The organism is Streptomyces sp. NPDC000345, assembly GCF_042898825.1.
Lineage (GTDB): Bacteria > Actinomycetota > Actinomycetes > Streptomycetales > Streptomycetaceae > Streptomyces.
This window is the reverse complement of the sequence record NZ_JBIAZE010000005.1, coordinates 506,215-520,336: the sequence shown is the minus strand read 5'-3', so window position 1 is coordinate 520,336 and position 14,122 is coordinate 506,215. Positions and strand designations below refer to the sequence as shown.

Annotated in this window: 9 protein-coding genes and 1 tRNA gene; 7 read left to right on the top strand and 3 right to left on the bottom strand. The window is 72.2% G+C overall.

The genetic code is table 11. The features are described 5' to 3' along the window. Positions 1 to 404: 404 nt before the first annotated feature. On the bottom strand, positions 405 to 3,779 hold the full coding sequence (locus tag ACFY30_RS15335) for a BTAD domain-containing putative transcriptional regulator (RefSeq protein WP_390845671.1): 3,375 nt from the start codon (positions 3,777 to 3,779) through the stop codon (positions 405 to 407). A gap of 320 nt (positions 3,780 to 4,099) precedes the next feature. Here ACFY30_RS15335 and ACFY30_RS15330 point away from each other — a divergent pair, with 320 nt between their 5' ends. The 3 genes from ACFY30_RS15330 (at position 4,100) to ACFY30_RS15320 (ending at position 4,685) form a co-directional block, all read left to right on the top strand. Then, positions 4,100 to 4,273, top strand: a complete 174-nt coding sequence (locus ACFY30_RS15330) for a hypothetical protein (RefSeq protein ID WP_390655338.1) — start codon at positions 4,100 to 4,102, stop codon at positions 4,271 to 4,273. A gap of 3 nt (positions 4,274 to 4,276) precedes the next feature. Further along, a complete protein-coding gene (locus ACFY30_RS15325; RefSeq protein ID WP_003976229.1) occupies positions 4,277 to 4,510 on the top strand; it encodes a hypothetical protein in 234 nt (77 codons plus the stop codon). Positions 4,511 to 4,612: 102 nt separating this feature from the next. After that, positions 4,613 to 4,685, top strand: a tRNA-Ala gene (locus ACFY30_RS15320). A gap of 137 nt (positions 4,686 to 4,822) precedes the next feature. Here ACFY30_RS15320 and ACFY30_RS15315 read toward each other — a convergent pair. Further along, complete coding sequence (locus ACFY30_RS15315; RefSeq protein ID WP_390655339.1) at positions 4,823 to 6,433, bottom strand: NADH-ubiquinone oxidoreductase-F iron-sulfur binding region domain-containing protein; 1,611 nt, start codon at positions 6,431 to 6,433, stop codon at positions 4,823 to 4,825. Beyond that, positions 6,430 to 7,728, bottom strand: a complete 1,299-nt coding sequence (locus ACFY30_RS15310) for a cytochrome b/b6 domain-containing protein (protein WP_390845670.1) — start codon at positions 7,726 to 7,728, stop codon at positions 6,430 to 6,432. Before ACFY30_RS15310 ends, ACFY30_RS15315 begins: the two co-directional genes overlap by 4 nt. A gap of 418 nt (positions 7,729 to 8,146) precedes the next feature. Between ACFY30_RS15310 and leuS the strand changes: the two genes are divergently transcribed. From leuS to ACFY30_RS15290, 4 genes are all read left to right on the top strand, one after another. Continuing rightward, a complete protein-coding gene (gene leuS / locus ACFY30_RS15305; protein ID WP_390845669.1) occupies positions 8,147 to 11,026 on the top strand; it encodes a leucine--tRNA ligase in 2,880 nt (959 codons plus the stop codon). Positions 11,027 to 11,162: 136 nt separating this feature from the next. Further along, entirely contained in the window at positions 11,163 to 11,843 is a 681-nt protein-coding gene (locus ACFY30_RS15300) for a hypothetical protein (protein WP_390845668.1), read from the top strand. A 95-nt stretch (positions 11,844 to 11,938) separates the two neighbouring features. Continuing rightward, a complete protein-coding gene (locus tag ACFY30_RS15295) occupies positions 11,939 to 12,784 on the top strand; it encodes a DegV family protein (protein ID WP_390845667.1) in 846 nt (281 codons plus the stop codon). 112 nt (positions 12,785 to 12,896) lie between these two features. After that, positions 12,897 to 13,985 (top strand): helix-hairpin-helix domain-containing protein, encoded by a 1,089-nt coding sequence (locus tag ACFY30_RS15290; RefSeq protein ID WP_390845666.1) that lies wholly within the window; start codon positions 12,897 to 12,899, stop codon positions 13,983 to 13,985. Positions 13,986 to 14,122: the final 137 nt, after the last annotated feature.

Here is a 14,122-nt window from a genome sequence, read left to right as displayed (position 1 = left end):
CGGGGCCGACAGCTGTGGGCCGTCGGTCGGCGGCTGTGGCCGTCAGCCGTCGGTCCGTGGCCCGTGGCGTGGGCCAGCGGCCGTCTGTCAGCCGGCAGGAGTGGACCGTCGGTTTTTGGCCGGCGTGGTGGGTCGGGCCCGACAGCCATGGGCAGGCAGCCGTCGGCCGGCAGGGGTGGGCCCCTCAGGCGTCCGCCGCCGGCCCTACGCCGTGCGCCGACGGCATTGGGCCGACGCACGGCCGCCAGCCGTGCGCCGGCGGCCGTGGGCCCCAGGCGTAGGTCGGGAGCCGTGGGCCCCAGGCGTAGGTCGGGAGCCGTGGGCCCCAGGCGTAGGTCGGGAGTCGTGGCCCTGGTGGTAGGTCGGGAGCCGTGGCCCCGGTGGCAGGTCGGGAGTCGTGGCCCCTAGCCGAAGGGCGGGCCCGGGTGGGGGTGGCTGTGGTCGGGGTGGCCGCTCAGCAGGGTGCGCAGGGTGTCCGCCTCCGGCAGGCCCAGGGGGTCGGCGAGGCGGAGGGCGCGCCTCCAGAGGTGGTCCGGCCGGCCGTGCCGCGGGGCCGTGCCGGCGGCGCGGCCCCAGGAGAGGAGGGCCCGTGTCTCTCCCAGCCGGTGGCCCGCCGCCCGGTACAGCGCGGCGGCCCGCCGGTAGTCCGCGATCGCGGCCGAGCACCGGCCGGACGCCAGGGCGCAGTCCGCCTCCGAGACGAGCGTGCGTGCCCTGGCGAGACGCATGTCACAGCTCTGCAGGACGCGCCGGGTACGCCGGCAGGCCGCCAGCGCCTCCTCGTACAGGCCCAGGCGCACGTACGCCGCCGCGCTCTCCGCCTGGGCGCGCGCCGCCGCCTGCGGGTAGGTGATCTGCTCCGCGAGGAGCAGCGCCTTGCCGAAGCTGCGCATGGCCAGATCGGTGTGGTCGGCCGCGGCCTCCACACTGCCCAGCCGGATCAGGCAGTCCGCCTCGATGCGCGGGTCGGACAGGTGCGGGATCGCCACATGCGCCTCGCGCGCGGAGGTCACCGCCTCGGCATGCGCGCCCAGGTCGCTGAAGAGCGCCGCCCGGCAGGTCAGCGCGATCGCCACGCCCTCGTGGAAGTCCATCTCACGGCTGGTCAGGATCGCCAGCTCGCACCACTGCTGGGCCTCCGCGTGCTCCCCGAGCAGCCGCAGCGACAGCGCGATGTAGGCGGGCAGCCGGATCAGCCCGAACCGGGACCCCGACTGCTCCGCGAGCCTCAGCGCCTCGCGGAAGCCGCTCAGCGCGGCGACCGCGTCCCCGGCGTCGTAGGCGTTGCGGGCCAGCCGGGCGACCGCGTTGGCCTGCCCCGCGAGGTCACCGAGCTCCTCGTGGATGCGCAGCGCCGCGCGCATGTACCGGTCCGCCAGCCCCAGCACACCCACCGACCAGTACGACCGGCCGATCACGGCCAGCGAGAGCGCCTCGCCGGCCCGCCACGACGCACCCCGGCTCACGGCGAGCGCCTCCCGGGCCCGCTGCCGTTCGGAGGGAGGGCGGCCCTCCCGGTAGCGCGAGTCGGCGACGTTGAGCAGCATCGCCGTGTTCGCCCGCTCGTGGCCCGACCTGGCGGCCGCCCGCTGGGCCGACTCCACCGCCGCGGACCAGTCGTCGCCGCCCGGATGCAGCCGGATGTAGCCCAGCATCGCGTCGGCCAGCCGCCAGCTCGCCGGACCCAGCCCCAGGTCCGAGGCGAGCTTGATGGCCGCGCAGAGGTTGGTCTTCTCCCGGTCGAGCCAGCCCACATCGATGTCCGGGCCTCGCCGCGCCGCGTCCCCGGTGTCCTTGGCCCCCGCGCCGGCCGGGTCGCCGCCGTCCGCGGGGTCCTCGCCCGGGCCGGGAACCGCCGCCGGATGCCCGCCCCAGGGCCTGAGCACCGCCACGGCCGCCCCCCGGTGCACCCCCGACATCTGGATGCCGTCGGCGAGGCTCGCCCGCTCCACCGCCTGCCGGTACCACTCCAGAAGCCGCAGCAGGACGTCCCGGCGCACCTCCCAGGGGTCCTCCGTGGTGGCCCGCCCCACCGCGTACTCCTTCACCATGTCGTGCATCCGGTAGCGGCGCGGCGCGTACTCGGCCAGCAGGTTGGCGCGTACGAGGGCCCCGAGCCGTTCCTCGAGCCGGGCGAACGAGCAGTCCGCGAGCGCCCCCACCGTCTCGCGGCCGAACTCGGTGCCGGGTATCACGCCCAGCTGCCGGAACAGCTGCCGCTGTGCCGTCGTCAGCTTGCCGTACGACAGGTCCAGCGCCCGGCCCATCGCCCCGCGCGCGTCCGCCCCGTCCGTCATCGGGACCTGCGCGAGGACCTGGCCCAGCGGTTCCTCGGGGTGGCTCGCCGCGTAGGCCCCGCTGAGCCGCACGGTCAGCGGCAGCCGCCCGGAGGCCTGGACGATCCCGGTCGCGGCCTCCGGTTCCCTCGCCACGCGCGCGCTGCCGACCAGCGAGGCCAGCAGCAGGAGCGCCGAGGCGTCGTCCAGGGCGTCCAGCAGCACCTCACCGGCGAAGTAGGTCGCGGTCAGCCCCGGCAGCCGGTCCCGGCTGGTCACCAGGACCGCGCTGCCGTCGACGCTCGGCGGCAGCAGGTGGCGCACCTGCTCGGAGCTCGCCGCGTCGTCCAGGACGAGCAGGACCCGCCTGCCGACGAGCAGCGTCCGGTACAGCGCGGCACGCTCGTCGAGCCCGAAGGGGATGTCGGCGGCCGGCAGCCCCAGCGCGAGCAGCACCGAGGCGAGCGTCTCGGCGGGTTCGAGCGGCGGCAGATGCCGCTCGTGCCCCCGCAGCGACACGAACAGCTGCCCGTCGGGGAACGCCGTGCCGGCCCGCTCCGCCCACCGCAGCGCCAGCGTCGTCTTGCCCGCCCCCGCCATGCCGCTGATCACGGCCAGATTGGTGCCCTGCGGACCGGCCTGCCGGCCCGGGCCGCGCGGTGGCGTCAACAACTCGTCCAGTTGGTCCAGTTCACGCTCCCGGCCGGCGAAGTACCCGGTGCTGACGGGCATCCGCAGCCGCTCTTGCGCCCGGCCGGCGGCGGGGACCGTCGTGCTCGTCACCGACGGACGCGCCGGACGGAGCAGTTGTTCCCCGGCCCGGCGCAGTGCCTCGCCGGGCCGCGTCGACAGGTCGCGGGCGAGCCGTACCCGGACGGCCTCGTAGGTGCGCAGGGCCGCCGCGGGGTTCCCGCTGTCGCGGTGGGCGCGGATCAGCCGGAGCGCCAACTCCTCGTCGTACGGCCTCTTCTCGGCCATCTGTTGCAGCAGCGGGAGTATCTCCTGCGGCCGGCCCTGCCGTAATCGGGTGTCGTAGAAGCCCAGCAGGGCGGCCTGCCGCTCGCCTTCCAGCGTCGTGCGCAGCGAGTCGACGTGGGTGCCCCCGAGGTCGCCGAGCGCGGACCCCGACCACTGCGCGAGCGCGGCCTCCAGCAGCCCGGAGCGCTTCTCGTCGTCCTCGGCCTCGGCGGCCCGGGCGGCCAGGTCCCGGAAGCGGTACAGGTCCACGGCCGCGGGATGGACCCGCAGCACGTACCCGTTGCCCTGGGACGCCAGGACCGGCTCCCCCGGTGCCCCGGCCATGACCTTGCGCAGCCGGGCGGCGTACCCCGCGAGCGCGTTGCGGGCGTGCCGCGGCGGGTGGTCGTCCCACATGAGTTCGGTGAGCCGCTCGGTGGGCACCACGTTGTTCACGTCCACCAGGAGCATCGCCAGCAGGCTGCGCTGCCGTGCGTGCCCGATGTCCAGGTCCTGCCGGCCGACCATCGCTCGTACTGGTCCCAACACCCGCAAGTCGATCACTGTTGACTCCGCTCGAGAGTGGATCGGCCGCGGGGCCGGCTGGTGCTCCTCCGCGGTGGCGGACTCAAGGTTTCCCGAGTGAGCCCGTGGTGGCAAAGCCCTCCGGGATATTCCCTGAGGCCGTGTCGGGGCTCCGCCCGGCCGGGAGCCCGCTTGAGTCGGATCGGCCCCGCCAGGCGTATACCTCTGCGGAGGCGCCTGCCGTGTCCGGACTGGTACTGAGGCGTCGCTGACCGTATTGGCCCGGCCGTGGCAGAATCAAACGGCCGGAAGGGGGCGCGGCCCGACGGGAGGGAGTAGCGATGCCTGCGAGCATCCTCGGAGAGGTCGGCCACCTCTCCGAAGCGGCGTTGACACGGGACAAGGCCACCCGGCTCAGCTGCCCCTCCTGCGGTTCCGCGTTCGTGGCGCAAGTCCTCGGGGACAACGGCGGAATCTCCTACGTGTGCACGGCCTGCGGCCACAGCTGGAGCTGATCGATGGGTGCACACAGGCGGAAATGCGACTGGTGCGGCAGCGGCACCCCGATCGTCCGCGACATGGAGCCGGTGAACCCCGACTATCAGTACTGGTGCGAGGAATGCGCGCGGGCGCTGATCATAAAAGGCGACCCGATCGAGACGTACCGCGAGCTGGAGGGCGAGCCGATCTACGGCCGGCTCCTCGAGGAGCACTGCACGCTCAAGCGGTTCTATTCGTTCGTCACCGCTTGACATTAAGGGCAAAGCGGACAGAACGGAAACGATTTGGTTCTCTCGCGGGAGGACCGGTAATGTTGGCGTCGCCGCCGGGGAAACCCGGAAGGAGCACCGCAAGGGGCTATAGCTCAGTTGGTAGAGCGCCTGCATGGCATGCAGGAGGTCAGGAGTTCAATTCTCCTTAGCTCCACAAGCAAGATCCCGCCGGATCGGATTCGATCCGGCGGGGTCTTTTTTGCATCGCCTTGCCGCCTTGCCGTGAGTGCGCCGGAATGCCGAAGGGGCCGCCTGGAGAAATCAGGCGGCCCCTTCCGGATGCGGGGGCGGTCAGCGGCCGAGGGCGCGGCGGCCGCGGCCCTGGGAGAGGACCGGCAGGTTGCGGGAGGGCGCCTGTGCGCGCGTGTCCTCCTCCAGGCGCAGGGCGAGCGCCGGGCAGCGACGCACCGCGCGTAGAGCCTTGGCCTCGGCGTAGCGCGGCACCTTCGCCTGGGCCACGGTGGGGAAACCGTCGGCCCCCAGCTGGAACACCTCCGGGAGGATGTCCGCGCACAGACCGTGACCGCGGCACAGGGTCCAGTCGACGAAGATCTTCTGGCGGCTGTCGCCGGTCTCCTGGGGCTCCGCGCCGCCGGGGATGCCGGTGGGGAGCTTGCCGTCCTCGAAGAGCGGGAGAACGCCCTCCACGGGTCTTCCGCAGCCGTTCCCGAGGACGTGCGCCGCGAGGTCGTCGGTGAACGCCTTGATGGTCGACTCCAGGAACATCGCGGAGCCGTCGGGGTGCGAGCACGCCCCGCGCCGCTTGACGTTCTTGGCGACCTGCTTGAGCGCCTCCAGGGCGGCCGGGCCGCCGCCGTTGATGATGTCCTCCATGCCGCGCGCCGCGGCCGGCAGGCCGAGGTAGCAGGGACCGCACTGTCCCGCGCTCTCCTCCGCCAGCCACTGCGCCACCCGCAGCGACTCGCCCAGCGGGCAGGTCTCCTGACTGATCGGCAGGATCGCGCCGGCGCCGAGGGCGCCGCCCACCGCGTCCAGGGAGTTGCGGGAGACGATCGCCTCGTTGACCGTCGCCGCGTCGATCCACTTGCCGTGGTAGCCGCCGGTCAGCACACCCTGGGGGACCGGCGGGGCGCCGGCCAGCTGCAGGACGTAACGCAGCGGGACACCGGTGGGCACCTCGATCACCATGGGGCGGGCGACCGCGCCGGAGACGGTCAGCATGACGGTGCCCGGCTCGTCGTAGAGGCCGGTATTGCCGTAGCGCTCCGGCCCGATGCGGGCGGCGATGGCCAGCTGGGCGAAGGTCTCGGCGTTGGACAGCAGGGTGGGGGCGCCGCCGACGCCGCTCTGGGAGGCGCTGGTCTTGCGGCCGGGCGGGATCGCCGGGCCGCCGTCGATGGAGCGGATCAGCGACGCGGCCGCGCCGGTGACCATGCGGATCGGGTTGCGCTGGACGAACGCCTTCAGCGCCGAGCGGCGGCCGTTGCTCAGGCCGCGCTCGGCCAGCGCGGCCTCCATGGAACGCTCCGTCGACTCCCGGGTGACCCCCACCACGAGCGTGCGGGCACCCAGCGCCTCGGCGACCAGCAGCGCGCCGTCCAGGATGAGGTGCGGGGCACGGTTGATCAGCACCGTGTCCTTGCGGCAGGCCGGCTCGTCCTCGCTGCCGTTGACGACCACGACCGGCCGTACGCCCCGCTTGATCGCGGCGTCGGCGACCGAGCGGAGCTTCTTGTGGAACGGGAAGCCCGCGCCGCCGCGGCCCTTGAGGTTGATGCGCTCGGAGAGCTGCGCCAGCTTCTCTCCGCCCATGGGTTCAAGCGGCCCATGCACCTTCAGGTGCATGGGCAGATCGAGTCTCTCGACAAGGTCGAAGCCCGACGTGAGCTGCGGAAGCCCGACCACGCGGACTTCTGGGACGTCGGGCAGGGCCTCGTTCACCTATAGCCTCCGGAAGGCGTGTTCCAAGGTTCGCCCGAACCCGGATTGTCGAAGGACGCTCCGGGCGATGGTGCACTGGCGGGACCGCTGTTGTACGTGTCATTCGAGTTGTACGTGCCGAACTGGGTGTTCGTCTCACCCGTGTCGTACACATCACGTCCGCCCGGACCGCCGGTGCCCGGATTGCCATAGACCGGGATGTTGAATCCGGTGTCCTGCAGCGGGTCGTAGGCCGACGGGGGCGCCTCGCCGACGGGCGGCGGGGACGGGATCGGCCAGCTGCCCGAGGTGCTGCCGCCGCTGTCCATGCGCGGCATGGCCTCCGTGGCCTGCATGTCGAACGGCATGTTCATCCGCGCGGTCTGGTCGGCCGCGGCGTACTGCTGCTGCGGGCCCGGGGTGTTGACGGCGCGGTAGGCGGCCGCGAAGCCGGCCCCGGACTCCGCCGCGGGCGTGTCGTACAGCGGCGACGCGGACTGCGGGGGCCTGCGGGAGCCCACGGTGTCGGCCGCGGACCGGCGGGGCGGACGGCTCTCGTAGCCGGGCAGCGACGATGCCTCCGCCATGCGCGCGCGTGACGCCTCCAGGCCGTCCATGGCGGACCGCTCGCCCGTGCCCAGGATGCCGGTGATCTGGTCGGCGATCTTGCGCTTGAAGGAACGCGGGGCGGCGCGCAGCACGAGGGCGGCCATGACGCCGACCAGGCACAGTTCGTACGCGTAGAAGAAGAACGGCTTGGCCAGTCGTCCCGCGTAGAGGCCGTGGATCAGGGCGAAGCACAGCGCCGGGTAGGCGAGCATGTGCATGGCGCGCCAGCGCGCGGCGACCTCGGCCGGGGCGGCGAACTGGTTGCGCAGGGCACCGGTGATGCCCACGAAGATCATGAGCAGCCCCGCCGCGGAGCCGAGGCCGATCAGACCGCCGATGCCGGTGACGCCGAGGGAGAACGGGATGAGCGCGCCGATCAGGACGGTGTGCTGCAGCGCGATCTTGACGGTGATGTGGACCAGCAGGAAGGCGATCGAGCCGACGGCGGTCACCCGGTGGACGCCCTGCGCGATGATCCGCTGGCGTGTGTTGAGGAGCAGCCGGTCCTGGGCGACCAGGCCCCAGATGACCGAGCAGGTGAGGCACACCAGGGACAGAACGCCCGCACCGAAGTTGAGGAAGGCCTGTACCTGGTCGCCGCCGGCCAGCACGACCACGGGTATGAGGACCAGGACGACAGCCGACGCCACCCCGTAGGCCGACCGGCCGGGCTTGGGGATCGAGCTGTTACTGAGAAGAGGGTTCATGGGGGCAACTCCGAGCAGTTTCGGGAAAGCGGTCCCGCTGCCGAACTCTAAGTGGCTCCATACCGATGGGTACGAGGTTTGAGTTATTGCGTTGTTATCAAGTGACCATCTGGGCGGGACGATGTCCCTTTAGTTACTGTTACGCGAAGTAATCCTTGACCTTTGTTCAACTTCGGCCGGGTGTGCCCGGTGTCCGTAGGTCATACGTAAGTCCGTCGCAGCTTGCTCAAGGCCTGCGGTACCCTAGCGCCATGCGTGCCGTACGCCTTCTGCTTAGCGAGCCGCGCTGATCAGTCCCGAACGCCGGTGGACCGGACGGTTCGGAATCGGCGCGGCGTCCCCTCCTGTGCGAGGGGATTTTTCGTTTCCAGGGAAGTCACAGCCGCTGGCAGAGACGATCGATGGAGCTTTGAGGATCATGAGCGAGACGAACCCCGCTGCCGCCGAGGTGGCCGCGCCGCACCGCTACACGGCGGCCATGGCCGCCGAGATCGAGGCACGCTGGCAGGACTTCTGGGACGCCGAGGGCACCTACGCCGCTCCCAACCCGGAGGGTGACCTGGCGGGCGACCCGGCCGTCGTCGCCCGTCCCAAGAAGTTCATCATGGACATGTTCCCGTACCCCTCCGGTGCGGGCCTGCATGTCGGCCACCCCCTGGGCTACATCGCGACCGACGTCTTCGCGCGCTTCCAGCGCATGACCGGCCACAACGTCCTGCACACCCTGGGCTTCGACGCCTTCGGCCTGCCCGCCGAGCAGTACGCCGTGCAGACCGGCACGCACCCGCGTGTCTCCACCGAGGCCAACATCGAGAACATGAAGGCCCAGCTGCGCCGGCTGGGCCTGGGCCACGACAAGCGCCGGTCCTTCGCCACGATCGACCCGGACTACTACAGGTGGACCCAGTGGATCTTCCTGCAGATCTTCGACTCCTGGTACGACGACGAGGCGAAGAAGGCCCGCCCGATCTCCGAGCTGATCGCACAGTTCGCATCCGGTGAGCGTGCCGTACCCGGCCACACACGCGCGTGGAGCGAACTGACCGTCGTCGAGCGCGCCGACGTCCTGGGCGAGTTCCGGCTGGCCTACGCCTCCGACGCGCCGGTCAACTGGTGCCCCGGCCTGGGCACCGTGCTGGCCAACGAGGAGGTCACCGCCGACGGCCGCTCCGAGCGCGGCAACTACCCGGTCTTCAAGGCCAAGCTGCGCCAGTGGAACATGCGCATCACGGCCTACGCCGACCGTCTGCTGGACGACCTGGAGGCGCTGGACTGGCCCGAGGCCATCAAGCTGCAGCAGCGCAACTGGATCGGCCGCTCCGAGGGCGCCCGTGTCGACTTCCCCGTCGACGGCGAGCACATCACGGTCTTCACCACCCGTCCGGACACCCTGTTCGGCGCGACCTACATGGTCCTGGCCCCCGAGCACCCGCTGGTCGACACGTTCGTCCCGGCGGTCTGGCCCGAGGGCACCCACAAGGTGTGGACGGGCGGGCACGCGAGCCCGGCCGAGGCCGTCGCCGCCTACCGAGCGCAGGCCGCCTCCAAGTCCGACGTCGAGCGCCAGGCCGAGGCCAAGGACAAGACCGGCGTCTTCACCGGCGTGTACGCCACCAACCCGGTCAACGGCGAGCGGATCCCGGTCTTCATCGCCGACTACGTCCTGATGGGCTACGGCACCGGCGCGATCATGGCCGTCCCGGCCGGCGACCAGCGCGACTTCGAGTTCGCGCGCGCCTTCGAGCTGCCGATCCACTGCGTCGTGGAGCCGACCGACGGCCGCGGCACCGACACCGCCACGTGGGAGAACGCCTTCGGGTCCTACGACGCGAAGATCATCAACTCCGCCAACGACGAGGTCTCCCTGGACGGCCTGGGCGTCGCCGAAGCCAAGGCGCGCATCACCGAATGGCTGGAGAGCAGGGGAATCGGCGAGGGCACCGTCAACTTCCGGCTGCGCGACTGGCTGTTCAGCCGCCAGCGCTACTGGGGCGAGCCCTTCCCGATCGTCTACGACGAGGACGGCATCGCCCACCCGCTGCCCGAGTCGATGCTGCCGCTGGAGCTGCCCGAGGTCGAGGACTACTCACCGCGCACCTTCGACCCGGACGACGCGAACACCTCCCCGGAGACGCCGCTGTCCCGCAACGAGGACTGGGTCGACGTCACGCTGGACCTGGGCGACGGCCCCAAGCGCTACCGCCGCGAGACCAACACCATGCCCAACTGGGCCGGTTCCTGCTGGTACGAGCTGCGCTACCTGGACCCGCACAACAGCGAGCGGCTGGTCGACCCCGGGATCGAGCAGTACTGGATGGGCCCGCGCGAGGGCCTGCCGCACGGCGGCGTCGACCTGTACGTCGGCGGCGCCGAGCACGCCGTGCTGCACCTGCTGTACGCGCGCTTCTGGTCCAAGGTCCTGTACGACCTGGGGCACGTCTCCTCGGCGGAGCCGTTCCACAAGCTGTTCAACCAGGGCATGATCCAGGCCTACGTCTACCGCGACAGCCGTGGCATCGCGGTGCCGGCCGCCGAGGTGGAGGAGCGTGACGGCGCCTACTACTACCAGGGCGAGAAGGTCAGCCGCCTGCTGGGCAAGATGGGCAAGTCCCTGAAGAACGCGGTGACTCCGGACGAGATCTGCGCCGAGTACGGCGCCGACACCCTGCGCCTGTACGAGATGGCGATGGGCCCGCTGGACGTCTCCCGCCCCTGGGACACCCGTGCCGTGGTGGGCCAGTACCGTCTGCTGCAGCGGCTGTGGCGCAACATCGTCGACGAGACCACCGGTGAGGTGACCGTCGTCGACGTCGAGGACGCCGACATCGACGAGGACACCCTGCGGGCGCTGCACAAGGCGATCGACGGTGTGCGCCAGGACCTGGAGGGCCTGCGCTTCAACACCGCCATCGCCAAGATCACCGAGCTGAACAACCACCTGACCAAGGCGGGCGGGGCGCTGCCGCGCACGGTCGCCGAGGACCTGGTGCTGCTGGTCGCCCCGCTGGCCCCGCACATCGCCGAGGAGCTGTGGCACCGGCTGGGCCACACCGACTCGGTCGTCCACCAGGATCTGCCGGTCGCCGACCCGGCGTACGTCGTGGACGAGAGCGTGACCTGCGTCGTGCAGATCAAGGGCAAGGTCAGGGCCCGCCTGGAGGTGTCCCCGGCCATCTCCGACGAGGAGCTGGAGAAGGTGGCCCTGGCCGACGAGAACGTCGTCAAGGCGCTGGACGGCGCCGGTATCCGGAAGGTGATCGTGCGGGCGCCGAAGCTGGTGAACATCGTTCCGGCGTGAGGTCGGCCGGGGCGTGAGACCGGTCGAGGCCGTCCCCTAGGGGGCGGGTGCGGGCAGGTTCGGGGTTCTTCTGGAACTCCGGACCTGCCCGTGTCGTTTACGGTTTGTAGAGGAACGCGGACCGTAGGAGGAGCTCGTGGAAGCAGTGATCGCAGTCGTGGCCCTGCTGTTCGTGCTCCTCGTCGCGCTGGGCGCCTTCGCGACGGTGAAGGCCGTCGGTGCCGCCAAGCGCGGTGTGGACCGCACCATCGGCCAGGCCCGGCGCACGGTCGAGGACCACACCCTGCGGGCCAAGTCCTTCGCCCAGCCCGGACCGGCCGGGGAGATCGCCCAGCTCCGGCTCAGCCTGCGCACCTCGATGCGGGCCACCCAGGACGCCCTGCGGGCGGGGGTGGCGGAGGACGAGTCCCTCAGGGAGTCCCTCGGCCTCTTCCAGCGGCTCAGCGCGCACGGCCATGAACTGGACAGCGAGCTCAAGCGCCTGGAGTCCGAGCCCGACCGGGCGAAACTCGCCGAGCGGCTGCCGTCGCTGCGCGAGCGCACCGAGCGCATCACGGACTCGGCCGACTCCCTGCGCTGGGCGGCCCGGGACCGCGCCCGCCGCTTCGCCGAGGACGACCTGGACACCCTGAGCGCCCAGATCGACCTCGAGGCCGGCGCCCTGCGGCACTGGACCACCCCGGACTCGGAGCCGACGGCGCAGCCGCCCGGTTCGAGCGCTGCGCAGGAGCCGGCCCGGCCCGCCATCACCCCGCCCGGTCCACGACCCACCTACCCCTGGCAGAAGAAGCCCCGCCCCGAGGCGACCGGCACGTGACCGCCGCGTGCTGCGCCCCCTGATTCGGTCAAGGGCTGCCCAGGCGAAAGGGCCCGGGCTGCCGTCCACGCGCTACGCCAGGTAACCTCCAGCTCATGTCCCGCCATGTCGCGATCGTCACGGATTCAACGGCCTACCTGCCGCAGCGGACGATGGAGCGCCACGGCATCACCGCGGTGCCTCTGACCGTCGTCCTCGGCGGCGAGGCCCTGGAAGAGGGCACCGAGATCTCGACCCGCTCCCTCGCCCAGGCGCTGCAGAAGCGACGCCCCGTCACCACCTCGCGCCCCAGCCCGCGGCTCTTCGCCGAGACCTACCGCAAGATCGCCGAGGCCGGTGCCACCGAGATCGTCTCGCTGCACCTGTCCGCCGAGCTGTCCGGCACCTATGACGCGGCGGTCCTCGCGGCGCGGGAGGCGCCGGTGCCGGTGCGGGTGGTGGACACCGGCATGATCGCCATGGCGCTCGGCTTCTGCGCGCTCTCCGCCGCCGAGGCCGCGGAGACGGGCGGCACGGTGGACGACGCGGTCTCGGCCGCGGAGAAACGCGCCGACGCCACCTCCGCCTTCTTCTACGTCGACACCCTCGAATATCTGCGCCGCGGCGGCCGGATCGGCGCCGCCCAGGCACTGTTGGGCTCCGCGCTGGCGGTGAAGCCGCTGCTCCAGTTGGACGGCGGCCGCATCGACCTCCTGGAGAAGGTGCGGACGGCGTCCAGGGCCATCGCCCGGCTGGAGGAGCTGGTGGCCGACCGTGCGGGCAGCGCGCCGGTCGACATCGCCGTCCACCATCTCGCCGCTCACGAGCGGGCGTCCGCGCTGGCGGACCGGCTGCGGGCTCGGGTGCCCGGGATGGCGGATCTGCATGTGAGCGAGGTCGGCGCGGTGATCGGGGCACATACGGGGCCCGGGCTGCTGGGAGTTGTGGTCTCGCCGAGGTGAGGAGGCTGCTGCCTTCACTCGTGCGGGTGGTGGAGTTGTCCACAACTGGGGCGTGATCCACGGGAATTGGGCAAGATCATCGCGCTGCCGTGACGTGTCCCATCCTCGTGCCATGGCACTTCGATCACGCTCACGCACCACGAACGCGACCAGCGGCCCCGGGCGGGCCCCCGGTTCCGACGACCGCGTCCGCCGCCGCCCACCCGGCCGGGACCGCGCCGGCCACCGGCACGCCTCGGCGGAGCAGCTGCGCCGGCGCGCGGAGACGCTGTTCGCCGCGCGCGGCGGGGACCGGGGCGGAGAGGGCGCCCAGGACGCGGAGACGGTCCCTGCCGAGGTGCGGGAGGCACCGGTGGCACTGAGTCCGCCGGATGCCGCGACCGCACGTCGAGCGACGAGTTTCTTCGACGCGGTCGACCCGGGCGACCTGGTCGACGCGGAGGCGGGTCCGGTCGCCTCCGACGGGAGCCCCGCGGGCAGAGGCCGGGGCGCGGGTGGCCGGCGGTGGGAGCGGGTCGGACCGGCTCTGTGGGAGCGGATGCCGGTGTGGGTGCAGGCACGCTGTGGAATGGAACGCAGGAGCGTGCTCGCGCTGACGGTGGTGCTGGTCGTCGCCGCGGGCCTGGCCGTACAGCACTTCTGGACCGGCCGGACCCAGCCCGTGCGGGCACCGGAGGTGGTGCGGGCGGCGGCTCCCTACGCGGTGGGAGCCGAGAAGGGCACGGTGGAGCCCGCCGGGCCGACCGGCGCGCCGGGAGCCGTGGGCAGGGCCGGGGCAGAGATCGTGGTGGACGTCAGCGGCAAGGTCCGCAAGCCGGGCATCCATCGCCTTCCGGCCGGTTCCCGGGTCGTCGACGCGCTGAGCGCGGCCGGCGGGGTCCGGCCGGGGACGAACACGGACGGTCTCAACCGCGCGCGGTTCCTCGTGGACGGCGAACAGGTCGTCGTCGGCGGACCGGCGCCCCCGTCGGCCGCGGGAGCGTCGGGGCCGGCGGGGGCCGGGCCCTCGGCTCCCGTCTCCCTCAACACGGCCACCGTGGACCAGCTCGACACCCTGCCGGGCGTCGGGCCCGTGCTGGCGCAGCACATCGTCGACTACCGCGCGCAGCACGGCGGTTTCCGTTCGGTGGACGAACTGCGCAACGTCAACGGCATCGGCGAGCGACGCTACGCCGACCTGCGGAATCTCGTACGGCCATGAGGGCCGACGGCAACACGCCGGCCGCTCCGGCCGGGGGCTCGCCCGCTCCGGCCGGGGGCTCGCCCGCTCCGGCCGGGGGCTCGCCCGCTCCGGCCGGGGGCTCGCCCGCTCCGGCCGGGGGCTCGCCCGCTCCGGCC

Excerpts from the sequence above, each read along its gene's own strand:
- ACFY30_RS15330 (WP_390655338.1), top strand. The coding sequence starts at position 4,100 with ATGCCTGCGAGCATCCTCGGAGAGGTCGGCCACCTCTCCGAAGCGGCG.
- ACFY30_RS15325 (WP_003976229.1), top strand. The coding sequence starts at position 4,277 with ATGGGTGCACACAGGCGGAAATGCGACTGGTGCGGCAGCGGCACCCCG.
- ACFY30_RS15310 (WP_390845670.1), bottom strand. The coding sequence starts at position 7,728 with ATGAACCCTCTTCTCAGTAACAGCTCGATCCCCAAGCCCGGCCGGTCG.
- leuS (WP_390845669.1), top strand. The coding sequence starts at position 8,147 with ATGAGCGAGACGAACCCCGCTGCCGCCGAGGTGGCCGCGCCGCACCGC.
- ACFY30_RS15295 (WP_390845667.1), top strand. The coding sequence starts at position 11,939 with ATGTCCCGCCATGTCGCGATCGTCACGGATTCAACGGCCTACCTGCCG.
- ACFY30_RS15290 (WP_390845666.1), top strand. The coding sequence starts at position 12,897 with ATGGCACTTCGATCACGCTCACGCACCACGAACGCGACCAGCGGCCCC.